The organism is Bacteroides sp. 2_2_4 (assembly GCF_000157055.1).
GTDB classification, from domain to species: domain Bacteria; phylum Bacteroidota; class Bacteroidia; order Bacteroidales; family Bacteroidaceae; genus Bacteroides; species Bacteroides ovatus.
In genome coordinates this window covers 324,884-348,362 of sequence record NZ_EQ973362.1, presented here as the reverse complement: position 1 = coordinate 348,362, position 23,479 = coordinate 324,884, and the positions used below count along the sequence as shown (strand labels likewise).

Annotated in this window: 17 protein-coding genes; 2 read left to right on the top strand and 15 right to left on the bottom strand. The window is 41.5% G+C overall.

Annotated features, from left to right (window positions below; all coding sequences use genetic code 11):
- Nucleotides 1–6: 6 nt before the first annotated feature.
- The 15 genes from BSCG_RS30905 to BSCG_RS09875 form a co-directional block, all read right to left on the bottom strand.
- A complete protein-coding gene (locus BSCG_RS30905) occupies nucleotides 7–246 on the bottom strand; it encodes a hypothetical protein (RefSeq protein ID WP_004309603.1) in 240 nt (79 codons plus the stop codon).
- A gap of 3 nt (nucleotides 247–249) precedes the next feature.
- Complete coding sequence (locus BSCG_RS09810; RefSeq protein WP_008649446.1) at nucleotides 250–1,575, bottom strand: Gfo/Idh/MocA family protein; 1,326 nt, start codon at nucleotides 1,573–1,575, stop codon at nucleotides 250–252.
- 1 nt (nucleotide 1,576) lies between these two features.
- Nucleotides 1,577–2,347, bottom strand: a complete 771-nt coding sequence (locus BSCG_RS09815; RefSeq protein WP_032849614.1) for an FAD:protein FMN transferase — start codon at nucleotides 2,345–2,347, stop codon at nucleotides 1,577–1,579.
- 51 nt (nucleotides 2,348–2,398) lie between these two features.
- Nucleotides 2,399–3,808: a putative oxidoreductase C-terminal domain-containing protein gene (locus tag BSCG_RS09820; RefSeq protein ID WP_008776510.1), complete on the bottom strand. Its 1,410-nt coding sequence runs from the start codon at nucleotides 3,806–3,808 to the stop codon at nucleotides 2,399–2,401.
- Nucleotides 3,809–3,812: 4 nt separating this feature from the next.
- A complete protein-coding gene (locus BSCG_RS09825) occupies nucleotides 3,813–4,817 on the bottom strand; it encodes a Gfo/Idh/MocA family protein (RefSeq protein WP_008776509.1) in 1,005 nt (334 codons plus the stop codon).
- Between the two features lie 6 nt (nucleotides 4,818–4,823).
- Nucleotides 4,824–5,615, bottom strand: coding sequence for a glucosamine-6-phosphate deaminase (locus BSCG_RS09830; RefSeq protein WP_004305159.1), 792 nt, complete (start codon nucleotides 5,613–5,615; stop codon nucleotides 4,824–4,826).
- Nucleotides 5,596–6,783, bottom strand: a complete 1,188-nt coding sequence (gene nagA / locus BSCG_RS09835; protein ID WP_004305156.1) for an N-acetylglucosamine-6-phosphate deacetylase — start codon at nucleotides 6,781–6,783, stop codon at nucleotides 5,596–5,598. Before nagA ends, BSCG_RS09830 begins: the two co-directional genes overlap by 20 nt.
- 17 nt (nucleotides 6,784–6,800) lie before the next feature.
- The gene (locus tag BSCG_RS09840) at nucleotides 6,801–8,117 is read right to left on the bottom strand and encodes a sugar MFS transporter (protein ID WP_004305154.1); all 1,317 of its coding nucleotides are present in this window, start codon (nucleotides 8,115–8,117) and stop codon (nucleotides 6,801–6,803) included.
- Nucleotides 8,118–8,124: 7 nt separating this feature from the next.
- Entirely contained in the window at nucleotides 8,125–10,329 is a 2,205-nt protein-coding gene (locus BSCG_RS09845) for a beta-glucosidase family protein (protein ID WP_008776508.1), read from the bottom strand.
- Between the two features lie 23 nt (nucleotides 10,330–10,352).
- On the bottom strand, nucleotides 10,353–11,921 hold the full coding sequence (locus tag BSCG_RS09850) for a glycoside hydrolase family 26 protein (protein ID WP_008776507.1): 1,569 nt from the start codon (nucleotides 11,919–11,921) through the stop codon (nucleotides 10,353–10,355).
- Between the two features lie 41 nt (nucleotides 11,922–11,962).
- Complete coding sequence (locus tag BSCG_RS09855) at nucleotides 11,963–13,660, bottom strand: DUF5018 domain-containing protein (RefSeq protein WP_008776506.1); 1,698 nt, start codon at nucleotides 13,658–13,660, stop codon at nucleotides 11,963–11,965.
- A gap of 19 nt (nucleotides 13,661–13,679) precedes the next feature.
- Nucleotides 13,680–15,314, bottom strand: coding sequence for a RagB/SusD family nutrient uptake outer membrane protein (locus tag BSCG_RS09860; RefSeq protein ID WP_004299618.1), 1,635 nt, complete (start codon nucleotides 15,312–15,314; stop codon nucleotides 13,680–13,682).
- A 12-nt stretch (nucleotides 15,315–15,326) separates the two neighbouring features.
- Nucleotides 15,327–18,476, bottom strand: a complete 3,150-nt coding sequence (locus BSCG_RS09865; RefSeq protein WP_004305146.1) for a SusC/RagA family TonB-linked outer membrane protein — start codon at nucleotides 18,474–18,476, stop codon at nucleotides 15,327–15,329.
- 168 nt (nucleotides 18,477–18,644) lie between these two features.
- On the bottom strand, nucleotides 18,645–19,832 hold the full coding sequence (locus BSCG_RS09870) for an alpha/beta hydrolase family protein (RefSeq protein WP_008776505.1): 1,188 nt from the start codon (nucleotides 19,830–19,832) through the stop codon (nucleotides 18,645–18,647).
- A 108-nt stretch (nucleotides 19,833–19,940) separates the two neighbouring features.
- Nucleotides 19,941–21,086, bottom strand: a complete 1,146-nt coding sequence (locus BSCG_RS09875) for a xylose operon transcription regulator XylR (protein ID WP_008642910.1) — start codon at nucleotides 21,084–21,086, stop codon at nucleotides 19,941–19,943.
- 232 nt (nucleotides 21,087–21,318) lie between these two features.
- Between BSCG_RS09875 and BSCG_RS09880 the strand changes: the two genes are divergently transcribed.
- Nucleotides 21,319–21,825 carry an HU family DNA-binding protein gene (locus BSCG_RS09880; RefSeq protein WP_004299627.1) on the top strand — a complete coding sequence of 169 codons (507 nt, stop codon included), beginning with the start codon at nucleotides 21,319–21,321 and terminating at the stop codon, nucleotides 21,823–21,825.
- Nucleotides 21,826–21,928: 103 nt separating this feature from the next.
- The gene (locus BSCG_RS09885) at nucleotides 21,929–23,470 is read left to right on the top strand and encodes a glycine--tRNA ligase (RefSeq protein WP_008776504.1); all 1,542 of its coding nucleotides are present in this window, start codon (nucleotides 21,929–21,931) and stop codon (nucleotides 23,468–23,470) included.
- The last annotated feature ends 9 nt before the right edge of the window (nucleotides 23,471–23,479 follow it).

The following is a 23,479-nucleotide window of genomic DNA, read 5'->3' as shown; positions in this document are numbered from 1 at the left end:
AATTTCTTATTTTTTTCTTCGGAAAAGACGGATCAGGACGCTAAGAATTCCCCGGGGAATCCATAGGATGAAATAAATGAAAATGCTGATGACAATCACATATCCGATTTGAGAAATTACTTCGATCCATGGTCGGGAATAGACAATGATTGCAATAACATTGACGATAAACGCAAGTATGAAACTTAGAAGATAGATATTTCTTTCTCGTTTCAGCTTTTGGGATGTGATGATAATATCTTTCATGGTTTAGAATTTCATATAAGGTATTTTATATTCGTCAGGAAAGAATATGTGGCGTTGTTCTTCCATGGCCTGATTTCCAAGTAAACAAAGAACCGTTGAACAATATGCTTCTTCAACTATATTCTGTGCTTTCTCTCCGGTGATACATGACTGGCAGAAAGAAGACAGGATAATGTCCGAACCGTCTTTGTCTGCTCCGATCATACTCAATCCACTGTTTACGTGGATATCTCCATCAATGATAAAGTGTGGTGTGTACTCCATTTTTGTTTCTGGTCTCCAACTAGGACCTGCTGTCGGGATGGCGGCAAAGACCTTGTCTTTTACCTGGTCAATCAGTTGCCGGATACCCGAAGTTGAATGATCTTCTTCCAGATAATAAATACCTTTTGCCATTTCCATGGTTCCTTTACTTCCCAGAATCTGGTCTTCCATTCCGTTGAACTTGTTGGAAATCAATGATTCGTATGCGATCTTAACTCCATCCGAGTATCTGTAAGTGACATTGACGCTATCATAAACTTCTCGTCCGTCTTTCCAGTATACAATGTCACCCATTCCCATAATGGATTCCGGCATTTTTTGGGCTGCCCAGTTACAAACTTCCAACTGATGGCATGCTAATTCCGTCATTAATCCTCCGGAGCTCTCTTTGTATAATCTCCAATTAATTTTGCGTTCCAGCTCTGGTGAAGGAACCGGACGACGCCAGTCTGCATTACGGAACCAGTGACAGCGAAGACCTACTACATCTCCGATGAGACCGGAATGGATCATCTGCATTCCCTTGATGTACTTCTCGTCATACATTCGCTGCATACAAAAGTAGAGGACTTTGTCTGACTGGTTGTAAGTGTCATAGATAGCCTTGCACTCGTCAAGGGTACGTGCCATTGCTTTCTCGCAAAAGACATGTTTGCCGGCAGCTAATGCGTCCAATACAATAGGTGCATGCCAGTTTAGTGGTGTGGATATGATGACTCCATCGATGTCCTTCGATTCCAGTAGTTTGCGGTAATCCGTATATGGCTTTGCATCCGGACAAAGTTCTAATGCTTGTTGAAGATTGGGGGCATAATTATCACATACGGCAACAATTTGTGCATGAGGTATTTCTTTGAGGTTATGGATGTGGTATTGTCCTCTGGACCCGGTACCAATCAAAGCGATTCGTGCTTTCTCATGCTTGATCTCTTGTAGTTTCTCCGGAGTACAGGAAGTCAGCCAAGGAGTGGTCGCCAATAATGCGGTTCCTCCGGCAACATATCCCAGGCTTTTGATGAATTGTCTGAGTCCTAAGTCTACTCCTTTTTCTTTATGTTCTTTCATATCATAAATTGTATAGGGTTGCTTGTATATTATTGAACTTTTCTGAAATCTCTTTTTGTTCCTGTTCATTGGCAATCATCCAGACCGTACTAAGAATTTCGGCTTCCAACGGGTCGGGGGACAGGATAGAACTTGCTTTTCGTTGTTTATTAAATATGCCTGTAAGCGGATTCATAATGTGTCCGGTATATTGTAACGTATTGCCGGAAGTGGATAATGCTGTATCCTGCAGATCGAATTCTTTTAGAAGAGACTGATTGTACGGGTTCAGAAAACTGACTTTCCAACAATCTCCATAAGGATGATGTCCTATACCCAGGATCGAACTGTTTCCAAAATTAGCAAATGCATCACTAATATTCTCCTGTTCAATGAATTTTCTTATTTTCTTCAAAGCATATCCTTTGGCAAAACCTCCAAAATCAAGTGAAATATCAGGAGATGTAAAGGAGATATATGAATGTTCATGAAGTTGTATTTGGGAGAAATCTTTTAATGTAATGTCGAATAAGTGTGAAGTGGTCTCATAATAGTATGAGCAAAGCTGTAAGATTGATTTCATCTCTTTACTGATTTGAATCTTGCTTTGAGAAGCATGATTATTAATCTTGGAAACTTCACTATGAGGATCAAAACGATTTAATATTTTATCCAATCGCTCCAGCTCATAGGCGATATCTGCCCAAAGTGTATTCAATCGGTCGATATCGGAATGAATGAGCAGGATATCGAATCGGGTCCCCATGATATGAGGAATGAAGCCATGAAACATGGCTTCATTTTCATAATATTTGCATCTTGTTTCTAACACCTATTGTTTTGTTTATTTGTTTCCTTTCTTTGCCATTTCTACAGCAGTAGTAGTAATGTAATATTTAGCTAGTGTATTTTCATTTTCCCATTCCGGCATATCCTGATTGTGTACATAATGCAGGAAAGCCTTTGCCACTTTGCTGAAATGTTCTTCGTGTCCTAATCGTTTTTCCTGTGGTATGTCAATCAGATAAGTTCCATTCTTTTTGTTTTTGACAGATAAGAACGGATAAGTTATTTGAAGCTGTTCCACTGTTTTTTGCAATTGAGCTTCAAATGTCCGATTGTCAATGTCCGGTTCTTTCTGTATATATAGCTCTTTTACAAATCCATTTTTTTCATCCTGAACGATTTTTAAAGTGGCTTTACTTCCTTTCTTTATGGAAGTAAATGTATCTCCTCCGTTAGTGGGTGGAGTATAATGCCATGTGACTTTTATTCCTATACAAATCCCTTTAACGGTATAGTTGAGACTTCCGTTTGCCATCACTTCCAATACATCGTTTTTTATGTATCGATTAAGATAAGCGGGAAAAGAATCGACTTGTGTCGATTGACTGAACTCTGCTAATGTAATTGGAGTTGCCCAGTGTTTGGCGGCATTCACGGTGACATCCGATTGATAATGAATCGTTTTATCAGGAAAACATTGCCAGTTGATAAGATCGATCAGATGTGTTGTAACATCTGCAATCCCTTCTCCTTGTTGCTCTACATCATAATACCATGCCGGGCGAATTAATGGCTTGCCAGAAACTGTCTTGAAAAAATGATGCACGCTTTCCATTATGACAGATGGATTGTCCGGTGAACCTTTTTGTAAATCTCCGAATAATTCCGTCTGATGCAAAAGCTCTTTTTCTATGATATTGAGGATATCATAACGTTCCGTCATCAGATCGTATAAAAGAAGATTCTTTTCTTTGGCGAGTTGATAGGCTTCTGTCAATAACTTGAAATCCTGTGGATTGATAGCCAGTGGCTTATCGGCAAGGACATGATATCCGGCTTTGATAGACTCCATGATATAGCGCGTCTTTTTCTGATTGTTTCCAGCCAATACTACTACATTACCTTTATGATCGGCAAGCATTTTCTGGAGATAATCATCTCCGGTATATACTTGTTTTTTCCATGTCGTAGGAGATTCCGCCCGCTGGTTATAAGAATCAATGCTTTCCAGATATTGATTGACGCCTGTTCCTTCGGGGGCATATATCCGGATGGTGTCACTGACATCTGTCAATTTCTCTTTTTGAAGCAGGCTGGCATGGAAATGTCCGGGATCGAGTACTACTATTTCCAATTGGGGTAGATCATTTGTCTCCATCCTATTCGCAGCTTGCTTTTTCGAGAAAGAACAAGAAACGACTATAAATAAAATTGCTATAATGGCAGTCCCTTTATATATAGATTTCATTCTCTTACTTTTTATAGGTTTTGATTAATTTCCGGGCGTCTTTCCATCCTTTTTGGTAAGCTTCTTCCAATGTGACAATTCTTCCATTCTCTTCTTTACTCATATTGGATGCTTTCATGAAAGTGAATATTTCAATTGTTTCTTCTCTGGAGATAGGAGAGATTCCTGTTTGAAAGTATTTAAGAATCTGTTCAAGAAGCGCTTTATAACCTTGGTAACCTCCTGCGGCTACTGCTCCTTTTGAAGTATAGGCAGTTCCACCATAAATTTGCGGTCCTTTTATAATCGCTCTGAAAGTTCCGATTCTACCATCTTTCCATCGTCCTACTACTACATCCCCTCTATCTGAAGACATCCGGTTGACTGATTCGCATCCTGTTCCCATAATTGTGTATAATGTTTCTACTCCATGAATGCCATAGAAACCGAAATCCGGATGCGTTGGCTCCACTTTGTGAGGAGAATAACAATCGGCTCCAAGGATTTTGCCAAATTCTCCATTTCTTAATTTCTGGTTTTGAGGAGTAAATCTAAGAGCAGAAGAGGAAAAAACAGGTGCATTGTATTTTTCTGCCATTTCATAAATAGCGATTGCATCTCCTAAAGTAGCTCCGACAGGTTTGTCAATATAGCATATCTTACCTGATTTGAATACCTCGACGGCTTGTTCCAAATGTAGTCTGCCGTCATTGGTTTCCAAAAGGACACAGTCTACTTTTTCCAGTAAATCTGCTATTGATGAGGTGATTTCCACGCCATTTGCTTTGACCTTTTCAATGTATCCGGGGATTCGTTCGTAACTGGATTGAATAGTCTTTGAACCGTACGGATACGCTGCTACTACCCTAAAACCTTTGGAAAAGGTCTCATCCGAACCACTATTAATCAATTCGGTGAAAGCGGTGGAATGGGATGTGTCCAGACCAATAATTCCGATCCGCATAACTTTTTGTGCGTGTATACTGAAGCTGATAGCCAGTAGTATAAGAAGTGAGATTCTGTTTTTCATAATCCTTTATAAATTAATTCTTTCTGCACTTTCCGGGTCCAAATATAACGAAGAATTTTCTTTTCTTCGCAATATGCTGGCCGGACATTTTTCTGAAACTTCACCATAAACAGTCTGATAGACTGCTTGAGCTTTATTTTTGAACGGGACGATACAAAACATCCATTCAGCTTTTAGCAAAGCCGGTATCGTGAGTGTTAAAGCTTCTTTGGGTACTAAGTCTAGTGTCTTGAAGCATTTTTCATTGACTTGCTGTTGGCGACATATTGGGTCCAGTTCAACTACTTTCACAAGTTTGGGATCATTAAAGTCTGCTACATCCGGATCATTGAAAGCAATATGCCCATTTTCTCCAATTCCCAAACAAACGATGTCAACCGGATGCTTAGTCAGCAAGTCTGCATATCGCTGACATTCCTCTTCAAGGTTTTCCGCCAGACCATTCAGATAGTTGACTTTCTTGAAAGGAACTTTGTCAAAGATACGAATTCTAAGGAAATGTCCAAAACTTTGTGGGGCTTCCGGATGTATACCGATGTATTCATCCATATGAAAAGCGTTTATTCTGGTCCAGTCGATGCGTTTGTCATGAATCAGATGACTCAAAAACTCATTTTGTGAGGGGGCAGCGGCGAAAATCATATTTATTTCCGGTTTGCTTTCCAATAAGCGACAAATTTGGTCGCCGACTTCTTTTGCGGCTACACTGCCCATCTCTTGAATGGACGGGAAAATTCGAACTGTTAATTGTTCCTGCTGAAAAACTTTGGTCTTAGTTTCATTTAGTATAGATAACATGGCCTTTTAATATTGTATTATTTATATTTATTTGATTATCAAAAATGACTATGTCGGCATCCTTACCGATTTCTAAAGAACCTTTTTCTTTGTCAATATGAAGAATACGGGCGGGCGTCAGGGTCATCATACGGACGGCGTCAATGAGAGGAACACCGGCTAAATATATCATGGTTCGAACCAGTCGGTCGGTTGTTGCAACACTACCGGCAAAAGCTTTCCGATCCGGCATTTTGGCCACTCCGTCTTCGATAATGACTTTCTGACCGTTGTTGAGGCTACCTAATATCGATTCACCGTCCGGCATACCCGCTCCTCTCATGGCATCAGTGCAGAGGGCTGTTTTATCAACTCCTTTGAACTTGTATACGAATTGGAGCAGGGGTTTCGGAAGATGTATGCCATCGGCAATAATCTCCACTGTCATATCTTCAATCAAGTAGGCGGCTTCTACTACTCCGGCATAGCGGAAAGCATTTTTGCGGGTCACTGATGACATGGCCGAATAAAGGTGGGTCACATGTGTATAACCTGCTGTAAAGGCTTTCTCAACTTCTTCATAAATCGCGTCGGTATGAGCGATGGAGGGCAGAATATGATGTTGTTGCAGAGTTTGCCCTAGTGCTAGAGCACCCTCCAACTCTGGAGCTACGCTCCAACGGATAATATCTTTTGAGGCTTCCAGAATGGCATTATATTCTTCTGCTTGCGGCTTTTTCAGGAAGTTCGGGTCTTGCGCACCACATTGTTTCGGTGAAAAGTAAGGTCCTTCCAAATGTAAACCGATAAACTGCGAACCATTGATATTCATTTCTTTGGCTTTCCGATATACGGTAAACGTCGTCATTAACTCCTCGTTAGTGCTAGTAAGTGTGGTGGGAACCATTGCGGTAGTACCATACTTGGCATGTGTCTCGGCCACTCCGAGAAAAGCTTCGATAGTACCATCCATGAAGTCATGTCCTCCTCCTCCATGGATATGCATGTCGATGAATCCTGGTGAAACATAATTCTGACGGGCGTCTATTACCTTGTCACCGACGAGCGGCTGATAGCTTCCATTGGGAATAATCTGCTCAATTTTTCCATTTTCGCATATCAATGTTTGCCCCATTTTTATGCCTGTTGGTAGAATGAGTTTTCCATTTGTTATGATGAGTCTTTCCATATTATTTCGTTTTTAATTTATTTCCAGGAGTCTATTTTATGACCTTTAACTGCAAAGAAAACCAAATATAAAAAACAGGGAATCAATACCCAATAACCGAAACGCAGACTATACATATCTGCCAGATGACCATATATCAGAGGCAGAATGGCATTGCCACATAATCCCATGATAAGAAGAGAGGAACCGGTTTTGGTGAATTTCCCCAGTCCATGAATGGAAAGTGGCCAGATACCTGCGTAGATTAAAGCATTTGGGAAACCCAATGCATTCAGAAAGAAAATGGAGGCATTGGCATGATGACCGAACAGAGTTACTTCAAAATCTGCAAATACAACTCCGAATGAAAGGAGTAATCCGATGATGGTACAACCTATAAGTGCATTTTTTTGTGAAACATATTTGGGTATTAACAGGATTCCTAGGAGGTAACCAATCATAGTACAGGCCAATGTATATGAGGGAAAAGTTTTAGCTTCAAGCAGGTCCATACCCATCGAATTGGCATAATTGATGATTGTATCAATTGCGATAACCTGTGTTCCTACATGAAGAAATATAGCCACTGCTCCTAAGATAAGGTAAGGAAAGTCGAAAATACTTTTTCTGGTGTGATGGTGGCTACCTGTATCTTCCGTGCTGTTTTCTTCGTCTGTATTGATTTCAGGCAGAATGGAGTAACGGATACCGATACCGGTAAGCAGTAAAATAACGCCTAGAACAGCATAAGGCACAATGACGCGTTGTATTAATTCGTCAAGCATAGCGTTCTTTGTGACTATGTCTAAAGTCCCCGATTCTATAGTGGCAAAAAGCTCCTTGTCGGTAACATTTAATATCAATGCAGCAAATATGAGCGGTGAGACGATACCTGCGAATTTATTGCATATTCCCATAATACTGATTCGTCTGGCGGCACTATCAATAGGACCGATAATAGTGACATAAGGATTAGCGGCAGTTTGCAATATGGCTAATCCGGTGCCGATGGAAAACAGACCGGCCAGAAATATCTCGAACTGACGGGCTAATGCTGCCGGAACAAATAAGAAAGCTCCTAAGGCGGTAAGCATAAAACCATACATAATACCTCGCTTGAATCCCACTTTCTTGAGAAGTACTCCCGAGGGGATAGCCATTACAAAGTAGGCGATGTAAAATGCAAAGGCGACAAAATAGGATTCGAAATGTGTCAGTTCACAGGATATGCGGAAGTATGGAATCAGTATGGCATTGACCCACGACACAAATCCGAAGATAAAGAACATCCCTGCCAGAATTGCAATTGATATGTAGTATGTCTTTTTGCTGCTTATAAGGTTATTGTTTCCCATGTGTTTTTTATTTTTTCAGTTCGAAATCTTTCTGTAATTTGATGTCCCGTGACGATGCGCCTATTAATACTGTAAACATACCTGGTTCGTCTTTCCAGCGTTTACTTTCAGTATCGTAGTATTGTAAGGCGCGGCGCGGTAACTTGATAGTGACTTGTTTGGATTCACCCGGTTTTAAGCCAACCTTAGTGAACCCTTTTAATTCTTTAAACGGGCGTTCTACAGAACATTTGTTTTGATGCAAATATAACTGTGCAATTTCCTGGCCATATCGTTTTCCCGTGTTAGTAATGGTGAATGATACGGCAAACTCTGTGTCCGAGTCTTTCCATACAGGTTTCATCTTTATGTCTGAATAAGTAAAAGTGGTATAGGATAATCCATAACCGAATTCAAATTGGGGGACTACACGGTAAGTATCGAAGTAGCGGTAGCCGACCATAAGCCCTTCCTTGAAACGGACGGTGTCGTTTATACCCGGATATTCTCCAAATACGTGATCAGGCATATCTTCCAGATGCTTACACCAGGTAGTAGTCAGTTTTCCCGAAGGATTGACTTCTCCAAACAATGTACGTGCCAGTGCATTTCCTCCTTCCATCCCTAGAAAACTGCCGTGCAGTAATGCCGTAGCATCATTATACCATTCTCCTATTTCGACGGGGCCACCGGAGATTAGTACCACTACAGTGTTGGGATTAACCTCCAGGATACCTTTTAATAATCTGTCCTGTTGGTAAGGAAGCTTTAAATTCGGCTTATCGTACCCTTCACAGTCAGAACCATGTTCGTGGGAGGTTCCACCTATATAGATAACCAATTCTGCTTGGGCAGCTGTATTGATTGCTTTCTTATATAGCTCTTCATCGGATTTATCAAATTCGTTCGTGAACCAATGACCAACCTTATACGCCTTTTTACTCAATTGATAACCGGGTGCATATTCGATCCGGGCTTTTCCATCTAAAAGATTTTGTAGCCCTTCCAAAGGAGTAACTTCATATTTAGCTTTAAGTTTTGTACTGCCACCTCCTGCTGCAAATACTTCGGTCGCATTTGCGCCAATCACTGCGACATTCTTGTATTGTGCAGGGTCTAGTGGTAGCATATCTTTGGAATTCTTCAATAATACCAATGATTCCTCCGCTATTTCTCTGGCAGCCTTAGTATGGGCAGGTATTGCAAGTTTGGCTGCCATACCTGTAGTGTCATAAGGAACTTGTCCTATTAAATCAAGTCGAATCATCAATTTCAGAATATTGCGTACTTTTTTGTTGACGGCTTCTTCCGGAATCTCTCCATTACGTACTTTCTTCAATAAAGGATCGGCTAAATAATATTTATTGAAAGCATATTTCCCATTTTCTTTGATGCTTGTTCCCATTTCGACATCCATACCGCACAGAGCTGTTCGCTCTGTGTTATGGACTGCATTCCAGTCCGATACGACTAATCCGTCAAATCCTAGTTCATCACGAAGTAAAGTATCAAGAAGATAAGGACTTTCCGTACACCACAACCCTCGAACCTTGTTATATGCCGCCATGGCTGCCATGGCTCCACCTCGTTGTATGGCAGCTTCAAAAGCCGGAAGATAAATTTCGTGTAAGGTGCGTTCGTCTACTTCTACACTCACTTTGTACTGGTTGTATGCCTGGCTATTCAGAGCAAAATGCTTCACACAAGAGGCTACTCCCTGTGACTGTACTCCTTGTATATATGGAACAGCCAGTTCACCGGAGAAGAAAGGATCCTCGCTGAAATATTCCCAATTACGTCCATTGAGTAAGGAACGGTGAATGTTGACTCCCGGAGCCAGGCTCACATGCTTACCGCGTGCTTTACATTCAGCTCCAAGAACTTCTCCATATAGCTGTGCCAGATCACGGTTCCAAGTAGATGCTAAGGCGCTTAATGCAGGTAGATAGCTACATGCGTCGTTATCCCATCGGGCGGATTCCCACCCATTGGCTACTCCCTCAAATCTTACTCCGTGAGGTCCGTCGGAGTAGTGCAGGTCGGGGATGCCAAGCCTTGGAACACCGGTACTTGAAAACATCGTGTTACTGTGCAACATTCCAATTTTCTCTTCCAAAGTCATTTGTGATAATAAACTTTCTATCTGTTTATCAGTACTTGCTACTTTATTACCAGTCAGACAGGAGGAGAATATAATCAGAATCAGCCAGCTATATGGAGTCAGTCTTTTCATACTAGAATACTTGTTGTCTTTGATTATTTTGAATTATTCTTTCTTGTTTCAATTTCACTGTACACAGCATCCGGGATCAAATCAAGCCAGTAAGGATCCTGGACGAGTTCCTTGTACAGTTCAAGTGCCAGAGGGTCACTTTGCAGACGGCGGTCACCATTCTCTGCATTTTCGTGATTCTCCCATACGACGGCCTTGACACGTGGCTCTTCATCCTTCAGCTTAAACCATTCTCTTACCCATCTCTGGTGGTCGCATGTGCTGGAGTATCCTCCTTCACTAATCATGATAGGCTTGTCTGCCGATACCTGCTTGATTCCTTGCATCAGTGTGAGCGGATATCTTCTTTCTTCCGGATAAGTAGCACTAAGCGATGGTGGATAACAGCTTACTCCCAGCCAATCTACATACATATCTCCTGGATAATAGTTTTTCATTGCGTTTGCTTCTGTACCTGGCATGCTTACACTGTTGGGTGACCATACGAAGACATTGTAGGCAGTGACACCCAACTGTTCTGCAATGTTATACATACGTCTCCAAGCCTTGACATAGTTTGTGGGATCTCCGTAATACGGAGTCCAGCTTCCATTCATTTCGTTGGCTGGTCTGAACCAGATAGGTCCCATGTCACGTACTTTTTGGGCAGCTACTTCGGCGAAGTATGATTTGTGAAAATCGTCGAGTTCGCCATTTGCCATTTGTTGGGTGGGAATGACGGGCAGCCATCCGTAAAGGAAGAATCGGTATTTGCCCTGATAGTTTTTTCCCCAGTATTTCTCACGTACTGTTTGCATTTCGCTGAAATTTCGTCCCGGTTCCATATTCTGATACCATAAGATCATAGATAGTTGCTTTCCCACCAATTTTTCAAATAAGGCAACGGCACACTGGTCAGTACTTCCTTCGCGGTCTTCCGGATCGAATCCGTATAATGGTGGGAATGCTCCATGATAACACCCTTTTTCGGGGACGTACTTCATGTCATTATGAAATTCTCCCATTACCTTGATTTCGTCGATGAGCATCATCGTACTGGTGGAAGCTGAAGATTTGAGAGTCGCTTTCACATATCTGCATGCTACATTACTAATGTCTGTTTTTCCCCAAGCGTCCGACTTTCCGTTGCTGTCGGAATAGGTAATTGGTGAGGCTGCTTTTTCCCATTGGCTTTTGTCCTTGCTGGTTGATACTTCTATTTGAGCAGGGAATACAATTTGTGATGTCGGATCGGAAATAGCATGTACTGATACTTCTGTGATATTGCGTAATGATCCCAAATCAATTATTACTTCTACAGTTTGTGCATCCCAACCGACTCCTCTGTTTTTAGTCGAGAGGGTACCGGTCTCCTCATCCGTCAGTTTGGTGCCGGATGTCCAGGGATCGAGAGGGGCTTTATCAGCATAGGCACTGTTGGCTACAACATTCATTTTATAGAATTTGCCTGCCGCCACATTAATAATGCTTTGTTCATTTGGATCTTTGGGCTTATTTGGATCAAAAGTAACTTCCCATGATCTCGTTTCTTCTGCATTGCAAGCGTATATGAGTATTGCAACTGCTATTAACCATAAATTTTTTAATTTCATATTTAGTGGTATATTATAAGGTTGATTACTGGTTGTTTGTATTACATATCAATACAGTCATATTGGTAGCAGGCGATGCCTCCATTAGAGAATACGAGATAAACGTATAGATAATAACCATTTTTGGCAACTTTAAATACGACATCTCCGGTTCCTTCGGTGTTTTGACCGGAATTCTCGAGACCTCCATATATCTTGTCCGGACATACTATTATTTGGTTGTCGAACGAGCCGCTACTAAGATCATACATACGGACAGCATCAGAACCAGTTACGGCATAGTTGAAACTATTTACATGATTGTAAATGATATAAGGTACTTTGTTGAACACGGCATAGTCTACGGCATTGATAATTGTGTTACCCGGAGCACCCGTATTTGCCGCTTTTATGCTATTGTCTGTTCCTTTAAACCAGTAGAAATAGCGTTTGGCAGAAGTATCTGTGACATGGCTGGCCAAGAAATAGTCACTTTGAGTATCAGTGTCATCAGCATAAATCACATCCGCCCATTTAATCCAGTTTGAAGTCAGTAGAGAGGAACTCATAATGACAAATTCCGGACTTTGTGATTGTAAAGTACCATTTATGACACGCCAACGGGCGAATTGCACTTTACTATCCTTTTGGAATACCGGAGTTGTGATAAGGGCATTGGCATCCAAATCTCCTTGGATAGAGATCTTCCAACCAAATCTTATGTTAGTGCCAGTTTTATATTCAATATATTTCTGTGGTTTCTCATTCACTCCATTAGCTTTCCATACAGTGAAAGTACCTCCTGATGGAGTATAGCTGCAGAATAAAATATTATTTCCCCGATCTGCTGTTGCATGGAAGTTTGAATTATCACCGGCAAATTGGCTGATATCCATAGAACCTGCTATTTCTCCGGTCTGGCTATTTAAGTAAATGGCACGATCATTGGCACGTTCGTTGATGACAACATATTTGTCGACTACTGCAAGTCCGGTTACTTTACCCGGTAGCAGAATACCGCTTATTTCAGATAGTCTTTTAGACCATAATAGCTTACCGCTTCCTTGGCGAATACCTGCAACAGTTTTTTGCGGAATATCTTTTTTTACCGTATATGTTGCTTTATCTATACCATTCTGTGCTGTGACAACAATGGTCTGTTCTTGTTCATAGTCTAGTGCTTCTGTTTCGGGGTTGGGACTGCATGTTGCTCCATGTGAGATATCAATGTTAGCTATCTGCTCCCCTACATTATCTATGGTTACTAATGAAATTGTTTTTTCGTTTTCATTAATGACTCCCAATAGCCCTATGGCAGGAATATCGAATTTGGTGATACTACATTCGTTGCTCTTACGGATTTCACCTATTACTTTGAATTCGGTACTAGTCCCGGAGGTCTGATCTTTCACTGTGATATAGTTGTCTTGGGTAAGATCCATATAAAGTAATGGTGGAGTTACACTGACATTATTCGCTAAACTGGCACTCAATCTTACCCGTTTTAGTGCAGAGGTCGGCAATACATTATCCGACAATTTGGGATAATTGTATGGGAAAACAAATGTGATTGAATGATTGGTATAATCTATCTCACCTTTGAAACTATTTTCGCTGCTGTCATCGTTCGGAAACGATGCAGTGATGCTGTTGATACCTTCGCGTTGAATGTCAGAACCCAACTCTTCAGGACTGTGACAACTAGTTACTCCCCATAGAAGAACTAATGCCTGGATGATTGATATAATTTTGTTTTTCATTGTTCTAAGAGTTTTATTGTTATTTCCATTCATCATATTGCTCAATCAATGAGTTATTCTTCAATTCTTCAGACGGTACAGGAAGGACATATAATTTCTTTATAAACTTGCGGTCCTGCCCGTCGCAATCAACATATTCGTATGTATTGGTAGCGCCAATGATTTTGAAGCCATGTGTGCGATAGTTGTTGTATTCAATATGGGCTAATTCCCAACGACGCATATCCCAGAATAAATGACCTTCATAGGCTAGTTCAACCTTTCTTTCATTTCTGTAATCTTTGAACCAAGCCTCGCCTGTAGAGGATTTACCCGGTAAATTCACTTTTACTCTGGCGCGTACCTCATTCATTGCACTTTGGGCTTCCCCGATCTTATTGAGTCGATAAGCTGCTTCTGCTTTGTTCAATAAAACTTCTGCATAGCGAATTTCAACCCACGGTTGGGCGCTTTTCCCATTTTTGACGTCTGTTAGCGTTTCATCTAACAATTTCCTTAAAAAATAACCGGTTGTGGTTTTGCCGTATGAAGTACCCTGTTCCCGGTAAGGCATAAACACACCATTCTTTCCGTCAAGGCTGCAATCCATCTTTTTCCCTTTCCAGGTACATCCTCTATAGATTACAGTTGCGGCGAAGCGAGGTTCCAGTTGGTCGTATGGAGGAGTTTCATCAGTAATGCCATGCCAGGGTGTCCAGTCTATCTTTTCTCCATTTTTGCTTTCATAACATTCTACCATTTCCTGGGTAGGAGTTCCTGTTGAACCATTGTCATAACCATCACATTGTGGTACATAATACCGGTCGAAAAGATGATTAGGCCCGTTGGCAGCATCATAATCAAACTCCAGAATCGCTTCTTTATTATTCCCTTTCCATGCATCTTCATATTTGTCCGTCAGACCATATAGTTTGAGTGCAATTACATTATTAGCAGCATCATAGGCATCCTGCCAACGTTTGGCATATAACATAGCTCTTGATTTCAGTGCATAGGCTGCTCCTTTGGTGATACGCCCTTTATTTGCCGCATCCCATTCCTTGGGTAAATTATTGGCTGCAAAATCAAGATCGTCAGCTATGAATTGCCAGGTTTCTTCAGCACTGCTGCGGGCTTTATTAGTTGATACCGGCAGATCGTCATACAAGATGACACCTCCATGTCTTTTGGCTAACTGGAAATATACAAATGCACGGAAAAAGCGTACTTGAGCTTCCCAAAGCTTATTTCTGTCTGCTGAAAATTCGGAATATTTTCTTTGTAGAGATAGAAATTGGTTTGTTTCTCGGATCTGTTTGTATGCTGTTGAACGTAGCCAGATACTGTATAGACAGTTATCCGGAGAGATAGCATCCGGTGTAAGTACATAAAGATTAGGATGGCCGGCTCTGTGTCCCAGCGTATATGAACCATACTTAAATGCGTCAGTCAGACTTTCTGTAAAACTTCCGTAGAATTGGGCCTCCCCGAATTGACCGTAATCATGCAGGAGGGGATAGAAACTATTCACATATTTGTCAACCTGGGTTTCATCTTGCCAGATGATTTCATCACTAACGGTAGTCGTTTGTTTTACTTCATCCAGCCAGTCGTTGCACGAACTTAAAGTCAGCAACATAAAGAAGAGTGATATATTAATACATAACTTTTTCATATAGCGTATATTTTAGAATGTGATTTTAGCTCCAAGTGTATAAGTCCTTTGTTGCGGATAATATCCATTGTTTACAGCTGGAGATTCCGGGTCGATGTTGTACTTGGACACAGCGCTGAAAGTCAGAAGGTTGTATCCCTCAACATAGAGGCGAAGAGCTTCCACTCCCAATGGACTCAACCATTTTTTAGGGAAATTGTATCCTATTTGCGCTGTTTTTATTCTCAAATAGTTTCCGTTACGATACCAGAATGTGGAGGCCAGCCCGTTATTCAAACTTCTCGGATTGATTTCCAGACAAGGGAACTCTGCATTTGTATTTTCGGGTGTCCAGGAGTTTGCCACCAGATAGACTGGTGCATTGCCATTCTGATAGAATGGACGCGTGAAGGCCGTAGCGCTTTGGATTCCGGATGAACCGGTTGCCGTATATACTCCGGTTAATGCAACATCGCTGCCAAGCCCCCATGATGCTAAAATATCAAAATCGAATCCTTTCCAGTTACCAAATAAATTGAAAGAACCTGTGTGGGTCGGCCTTGAACTTTTACCTACATACCCCTGATCTTGATTGACGGTTATAATACCGTCTCCATTTCTATCCATATACTTGATATATCCGGGATAAGCCGGTCGGTCGGGCATGGTAGCGGAGTTGGCTATCTCTTCCTCACTCTGGAACAATCCCTGGGCAATGAATCCCATTTTCGAACCGATTTGCTTTCCGGTCAGTCGTCTGTATTCCGGTGTGTTTTCAGAGTCACCTGCATATTTGAGCCACCTTCCGTATGCGTATGACCAGATTAATTTGGCTCCATAGCTGAAACTTCCGATTCTGTTCTGATGTGTAAAGGTGACATCAAAACCCTTATAATCTGCTTTATTAACGTTGGCAGTTGAAAAATAATAGCCTCCCATGGAAGGAGTGTGCGAACCGGTTACAGAAGATAATTTGTCATATTCATATTTATAAAAAGCATCCAGTTCCATTCCTAATAATCCATTCCATAAAGTTACATCTATTCCGATATTATAGTTGAGGCATTGCGCCCATGTCAAATTGGGATTTCCCAATACGGACGGATAGATAGCAGTTTGACTGGCTCCGCCTATTACTACAGAATTGGGGGATGTGCTCATCGTATTTCTCCATTGGAAAGGCTGGATACCGCTGGTTGCAGTTTTTCCAATACCTGCTCTTAATTTCAGATTGTCTACCCAAGTAGCATGAAACCATTTTTCATTATTGATTCTCCAGGCAAGAGAGAGACCGGGCAGGGTGACCCAGCGTTTGTTCATACCACCAAACAGATAACTACCATCGTGGCGTAGTGAAGCCTCCAAATAATATTTGTCAGCGTAATTGTAGTTCAAACGACCTACAAAACCGGCTACACGTGTCTGGCTGCTGCTACCCGAAGGTATAGCAGGTTGCTCTTTCCCCTCTTTGGTGAATCCTGTGATTTGGTTCAACTCATCCAACTGAATGAAATCTAATCCGGTTCCCGTTACACCGAGATTGTTGCTATTACGTTCCCGTGTTTCAGCCAGCAATAATATTCCGATCGAGTGATCTCCAAATTTGTTATCATATGTGATACTGGTTTGCGTAGTGAACTCTTGGGCGCGTGATGCCGATTCGGATAATATAGGTGTATCTTTCAAAACACTGTAGTCCTTATGGTAGGTGAGTGTGGTAGTGGCTGCATTAGGTAAATCCATAATCATGACTTCATTCGGCTTGGTCAACTGTTTAGTCATCCCATGAACTAAGTCGTACGCTCCCTGGAATTTTAAACTTAATCCTTTAAGCCAAGGTGTGTCGTATTTCAGACTGAAATTAGACTGCATATATGATTGGTTGGACCTGTTATATCCTGAATCGTATATGGATGCGATAGGAGCTACCGGAGAACCGGAAGTCGGGGTTGAAACATCGTATATTTTCCCATTATATTCATAAGTATCCTGTACATATGGCAAAGCGTAGCATACCTGTTGGGGAATATTCATCCAATCGTCCGGATCGGCAGAAAATTTGGGAGCATCCCGTTTTTCTATACGCCCCGAAACACCTAATGACAGACTAAGTCCTTTAGCCAGCTGTGCGTCGATATTAGAACGAAGATTCATTCGACGGTATTTGAACTTATCTATATTTCCTTTTTCCTCCAGATAACCGATAGATGTGAAGAAACGAATCTTTTCACTTCCTCCTGATGCTGAAATATTATGATGTTGGCGAACACCGGTTCCATATACTTTATCGTACCAATTGGTATTTCCCCATCCGTCGACACCCTCGCGCATTTTGCGCACCATGTCGACAGTAAACACTTCCGTATCACCTTGTAGAAGACGGGCTTTATTGTACCAATAAGCATATCCCGGTCCGTCGAGCCATTCTTGTTCTTCTGCATTCTGGCTGATGCCCACAGTACCTGTATAGCTAATGGTGACTTTATCTGTTTGTCCCTTTTTGGTTGTGACAATGAATGCTCCATTTGCGTCCAGACCATAAACGGCTACGGCTGATGCATCCTTTAATACAGACACAGATTCTATTTCATTCGGATCGAGTCCGTTGAAGTCACTTGCGCTTCTTCTGATGCCGTCAATAACATAGATAATACCACTTTGCCCGCGTATGGATAAGGAGGCATTATCCGCACCGGGTTGTCCACTGGCTTGTACGGCGGAAATACCGGCAACACGTGCACCGATGATATTACTGATTCCCATGGTTGGGGCTTTAAGGATTTCTTTATCGGAGACAGTAGATATGGCGGCGGTCAGACTACCGCGCTTTTGAGTTCCATAGCCTACCACTACGATTTCATCCAGCGAGGAAACATCTTCTTTAAGAGTGATATTGATATTCGTCTTATTACCTACTTTGACTTCCTGGCTGACCATTCCGATATAGGAGAATACCAATACGTCATTCTTATGGGCATTAATGCTATATTTGCCGTCAACATTTGTAATGGTACCGACATTCGTTGCACCCTTGACAGCTACAGATACGCCAGGTAATGGTTCATCATTACCATCTTTCACAAACCCTTTTATTACTTCTTGTGCAAGACAATCGAGAGTGCACATTAAAAGAGTAATAAACAACGAGGTTACTAACCTTGGATTCCATCTGATTTTCTTCATTGCATGATAAGTTTTTAAATATTAGATCGTCGATTTGAAATTTTAATTTCTAACAATAGTCTCTTTAGACCGGTTAACTAGTTAATGATACAAAAGTATTCTGTTTCAAAGACATGTGCGGTGGCAAAAACGAAAAACTATCTTCAAAAAACGAAGAATAATGCATTGTTAATCTTCTTTTGGCGTTTTTCTTTTTAAGAACCATTCGAAGAACTTATATATAGTTTCGTTTGATTCGGGAGTAGGATCATGTTTGGGCCTGTTCGTCATTGCTACTCGATGATGATAACCCAAAAGTCGGTTGACTGCGACAGAGTGATTTAATGGAATCCATCTGTCTACATTATCAGAATAACCTCCTGATACGAGAAATGGGCGAGGAGCCAATAAAGAATGGAGTTCATGTAAATCATGCCCCTCTTTACATAGTCTGGCATAGACACTTGTTGAAGAGTTATTGCCGTTGTTGCTCCAGATCTTTTTCCAGGGTGGGGGATAATACCCCAAGTACCAAGGTTCCCAATAATTGATATAATTATCTTTGGTTTCATCAAAGACGATACCCGGATCACTCCAGGCGGTGCAGGCAAACTTTTCATATAAACAAGAAGCAAACATAGCCCATTTAGCACCGTAAGAGTGTCCCATGATACCAATTCGGGTAGAGTCGACACTTTCGACTCTGGCTAATACTTCCCATGCATTGGCTGCCGCATAAGCAAGTACTGAAAGAGGTTGCATAGTGGAGTTGTTAATAGTCGGGTAATAGAGAGAGTAAGTCTTATCTTTGGTGGTCTGTCTAGTTCCTAATGAGAGAGTAACGAATCCTCTTTTGGTTAATTGGTAGGCGAAATCTCTATTAGCTTTTCCTCCCCATCCGATAGCTGTTTCCGGTTCGTAGAATACTGTGATAACGGCAGGATGTTTCCCTTTCTTATTTGGTTCCAGTAAATAGCCGTAAGTCTGTTCCAGAGGAGTCCAATAAAAACGCACTAAATGTTGTTTGAAATCTTCGCGTTCTGTGGTTTTTATAATCTCCAGTTTTTGATTGGTGATGATAGCCGGCCAATGACCGATCAGGTTCAACCATTTGTCTTTTATTTCTTTTCTTCGTTTTAGCCAGTCGTCTGCGTTTTTGACTGTATCTCCATTGTAAAATAAAAGAGGGTTGCGGTAAGTTCCAAATTTCTCCTGATACAGTGGTGGTGGGGTAAAGTAGGCGGATAGCTTCTCCCAGTTTCTTTTTGTTTGGTTAATCTCTAATCTTTTGCACCCCATTATTGAGGTGATCCCCAAATAAATAATAATAGGATAGATAATCGTTCTTGTTTTTCCTCTTATGGTATGTCTTTGCATAGTATTAATATCTAAAATGTATTTCGAAAAGTATGAAAACAAAGGTAGGTCATTCTCATGAATGATCTTAATGTCAAAACGAAAAACAGTCTTCAGAAAGCGTTTATTTTATCTTTGTCTAGTCTTTTTCTGCCGGTATTCAATAGGTGAACATCCTTTGAATTTTTTGAAAATCCGGGCAATGTTATTATAGTCTGTAAAGCCTACTTCCATTGCTAAATCGGCCAATGGACGGTCGGTTGTGAGCAGTAGATCTGCAAGATGATTACACCGGCAATTCAGAATATATTGGTATATAGAGGTATTCAGTGCGTTTTTGAATTTCACTTCGAAGTTTCTGCGGGATAGCGGAATGTTTGCAAGCAGAGACTCTATGGTCAAATCGGAACTGTAATGAGACTCTATATACTTCACTACTTCCAGAATATAAGGGTCTTTGATATTGTGTTTCTCCGTAGATTGCCGTAATTCGATGCGGATAGGATTGATAACAATATTGAAAGTACCTTCGTGTTCCTTTTTTATTTGTTGATGAATAAGTCTGCCGATAGAATATCCGCCTCTTTCTACTTCGAGCTCTATGGATGAAATGGGAGGGTCGGAAATATTACACATCAGTTCGTCATTGTCCACGCCTAATAAAGCAATTTCTTCCGGAATAGGAATATTCGTCATTTTGCAAGTTTCAGAAATGAATAGGGCGTGCGCATCATCACAGCAAAATAGGGCGACTGGCTTGGGGAGTTGCTGCAACCACTGGCTCGCCTCCATTCTTATCTCGTCTTCCTGCTTATCCGATTCGAAACTGAAAAATTCGCCTCCGATACGTTTCACTTCCTGCCGATACCCTTCGCAGCGTTCGTCAGACCAAACCACCCCTTTAACGCCGAAATAAGCAAAGTTTCGAAACATCCGTTTGGCAAAAAACTGGGCTGCCATTCTTCCCGTACCTTTATAATCACCTGTCAGATTAGAGTAAGTGACGCTCCGGTGATGGTAGTTTTGTAGTACTACCGGAATATTCAGCTCCTTCTGCAAATCGATCGTATCGTTATTCCACTGACCGATAATGGCGTCGGCTTTCCATTCTTTCGCCCATTTCAAAATGCCTTGTTCGCCATGCATTGTGCTATAATAAGAAGGCAGCCGGTAAAAGAGCCAGGGACCGTTTTCTTTGGAGTATTGGACAAGTCCCCGTAGCAGTTTCCTGTCAAATTCGCTTGAATAGTCTATCAATAGAAGAATCTTAATCATAGTTCTATGTTTTTCTTTAGTATAATGTAGGGATGCACAAATATAGAAGAATTCTTTTGTTCTCTCGCAATAAAGACTTAATTTTGTTGCAGCCAACACTTATCTGACACCCGGGTCTCATGAGCACTGACACCCGGGTGTTGGTATGCTTGACACCCGGGTCTCAATGGTGTTGACACCCGGGTGTCAGATAGAACGCGAGTATAAACGAAAAAAGAAAGGAGTATAAACGATGGCAGTGCCTTATGTAGTGAGAAAAAAAGCCGATTTAACATCGGGAGAAAGAAAAGAATTATGGTATGGTGTACCCAAAAAACTGATAGATCCGATTCGGAATAGAGAATTTGCCGAGTACATGGAAAAACGGAGTGGATTTCATCGCGGGCAGATAGATGGTATATTGACGGAAATGGTTGATGCTATCCGTAGTCTGTTGTCTATCGGACAGCCGGTTACTATCGAAGGACTTGGCACATTCCATACGTCACTGACCAGTCCGGGATTTGAACGCCCCGAACAGGTAACTCCGGGAAAGGTGTCCGTTTCACGTGTCTATTTCGTGGCTTGTCCTGAATTTAGCCGGGAAGTGAAAAAAATGAAATGCATGCGTATTCCTTTTAATCTGTATATGCCCGAAGAGATGCTGACCAAAGAAATGAAGAAAGCGGACCGGGAGCAGGAGCGGGAAGAATATGACCGTATGGTGGCACCGGAAATCGATGAAGAAGTTCAGGAATAAGATAAATTAATACCCTCCCTGTCTTATTTATGAGATAAATCCCTATCTTTGTGGCACTTTTTACGAAAAAAGCAAATTCAAATTAATAGATATAGAAAAGAAAATGGCACAAGAAGACGTTTTTAAGAAGCTTGTATCGCATTGCAAAGAGTATGGTTTCGTATTCCCTTCGAGCGATATCTACGACGGACTAGGCGCTGTGTATGACTACGGTCAGATGGGCGTTGAATTGAAAAATAACATCAAGAAATACTGGTGGGACAGCATGGTGCTGTTGCACGAGAACATTGTCGGTATCGACTCTGCCATCTTTATGCATCCTACTATCTGGAAGGCTTCCGGACACGTAGACGCATTCAATGACCCTTTGATTGACAATAAAGACTCTAAGAAACGTTATCGTGCTGACGTGTTGATCGAAGATCAGCTGGCTAAGTATGACGATAAAATCAATAAAGAAGTAGCGAAAGCTGCCAAGAGATTCGGCGAATCTTTTGATGAGGCTCAATTCCGTTCTACCAACGGACGTGTATTGGAGCATCAGGCAAAACGTGACGCACTTCACACTCGCTTTGCTAAAGCTCTGAACGACGGTAATCTGGAAGAATTGCGTCAGATCATTATTGATGAAGAAATCGTATGCCCGATCTCCGGTACAAAGAACTGGACAGAAGTTCGTCAGTTTAATCTGATGTTCTCTACTGAAATGGGTTCTACTTCCGAAGGAGCCATGAAGATTTATCTTCGTCCGGAAACTGCACAGGGTATTTTTGTAAACTACCTCAATGTACAGAAGACGGGGCGTATGAAAGTACCTTTCGGTATCGCACAGATTGGTAAGGCTTTCCGTAACGAGATCGTTGCCCGTCAGTTCATCTTCCGTATGCGTGAGTTCGAACAGATGGAAATGCAGTTCTTTGTAAAACCGGGAACTGAACTTGACTGGTTCAAGAAATGGAAAGAAATCCGTTTGAAATGGCATAAAGCTCTTGGATTCGGCGATGCAAGCTATCGTTATCACGATCACGATAAACTGGCTCACTACGCAAATGCCGCTACTGATATTGAATTCCTGATGCCGTTCGGATTCAAAGAAGTGGAAGGTATCCACTCTCGTACTAACTTCGACTTGTCTCAACATGAGAAGTTCTCCGGCAAGAGCATCAAATACTTCGATCCGGAACTGAACGAGTCTTATACTCCGTACGTAATCGAAACTTCTATCGGTGTTGACCGTATGTTCCTTAGCATCATGAGCGCATCTTATTGTGAAGAACAACTGGAGAATGGTGAAAGCCGTGTGGTTCTGAAATTGCCTGCTGCTCTGGCTCCGGTGAAACTGGCAGTTATGCCGTTGGTAAAGAAAGACAGCCTGCCTGAAAAAGCCCGTGAGGTTATTGACAGCCTGAAGTTCCACTTCCATTGCCAATATGACGAAAAGGATAGTATCGGTAAGCGTTATCGCCGTCAGGATGCTATTGGTACTCCGTACTGTGTAACAGTCGATCATCAGACATTAGAAGATAACTGCGTGACATTGCGTAATCGCGATACCATGCAACAAGAGCGTGTAGCTATCTCTGAACTGAATAATATCATCGCAGACAGAGTAAGCATCACTTCTCTATTGAAAACATTACAATAAACCTTTGAC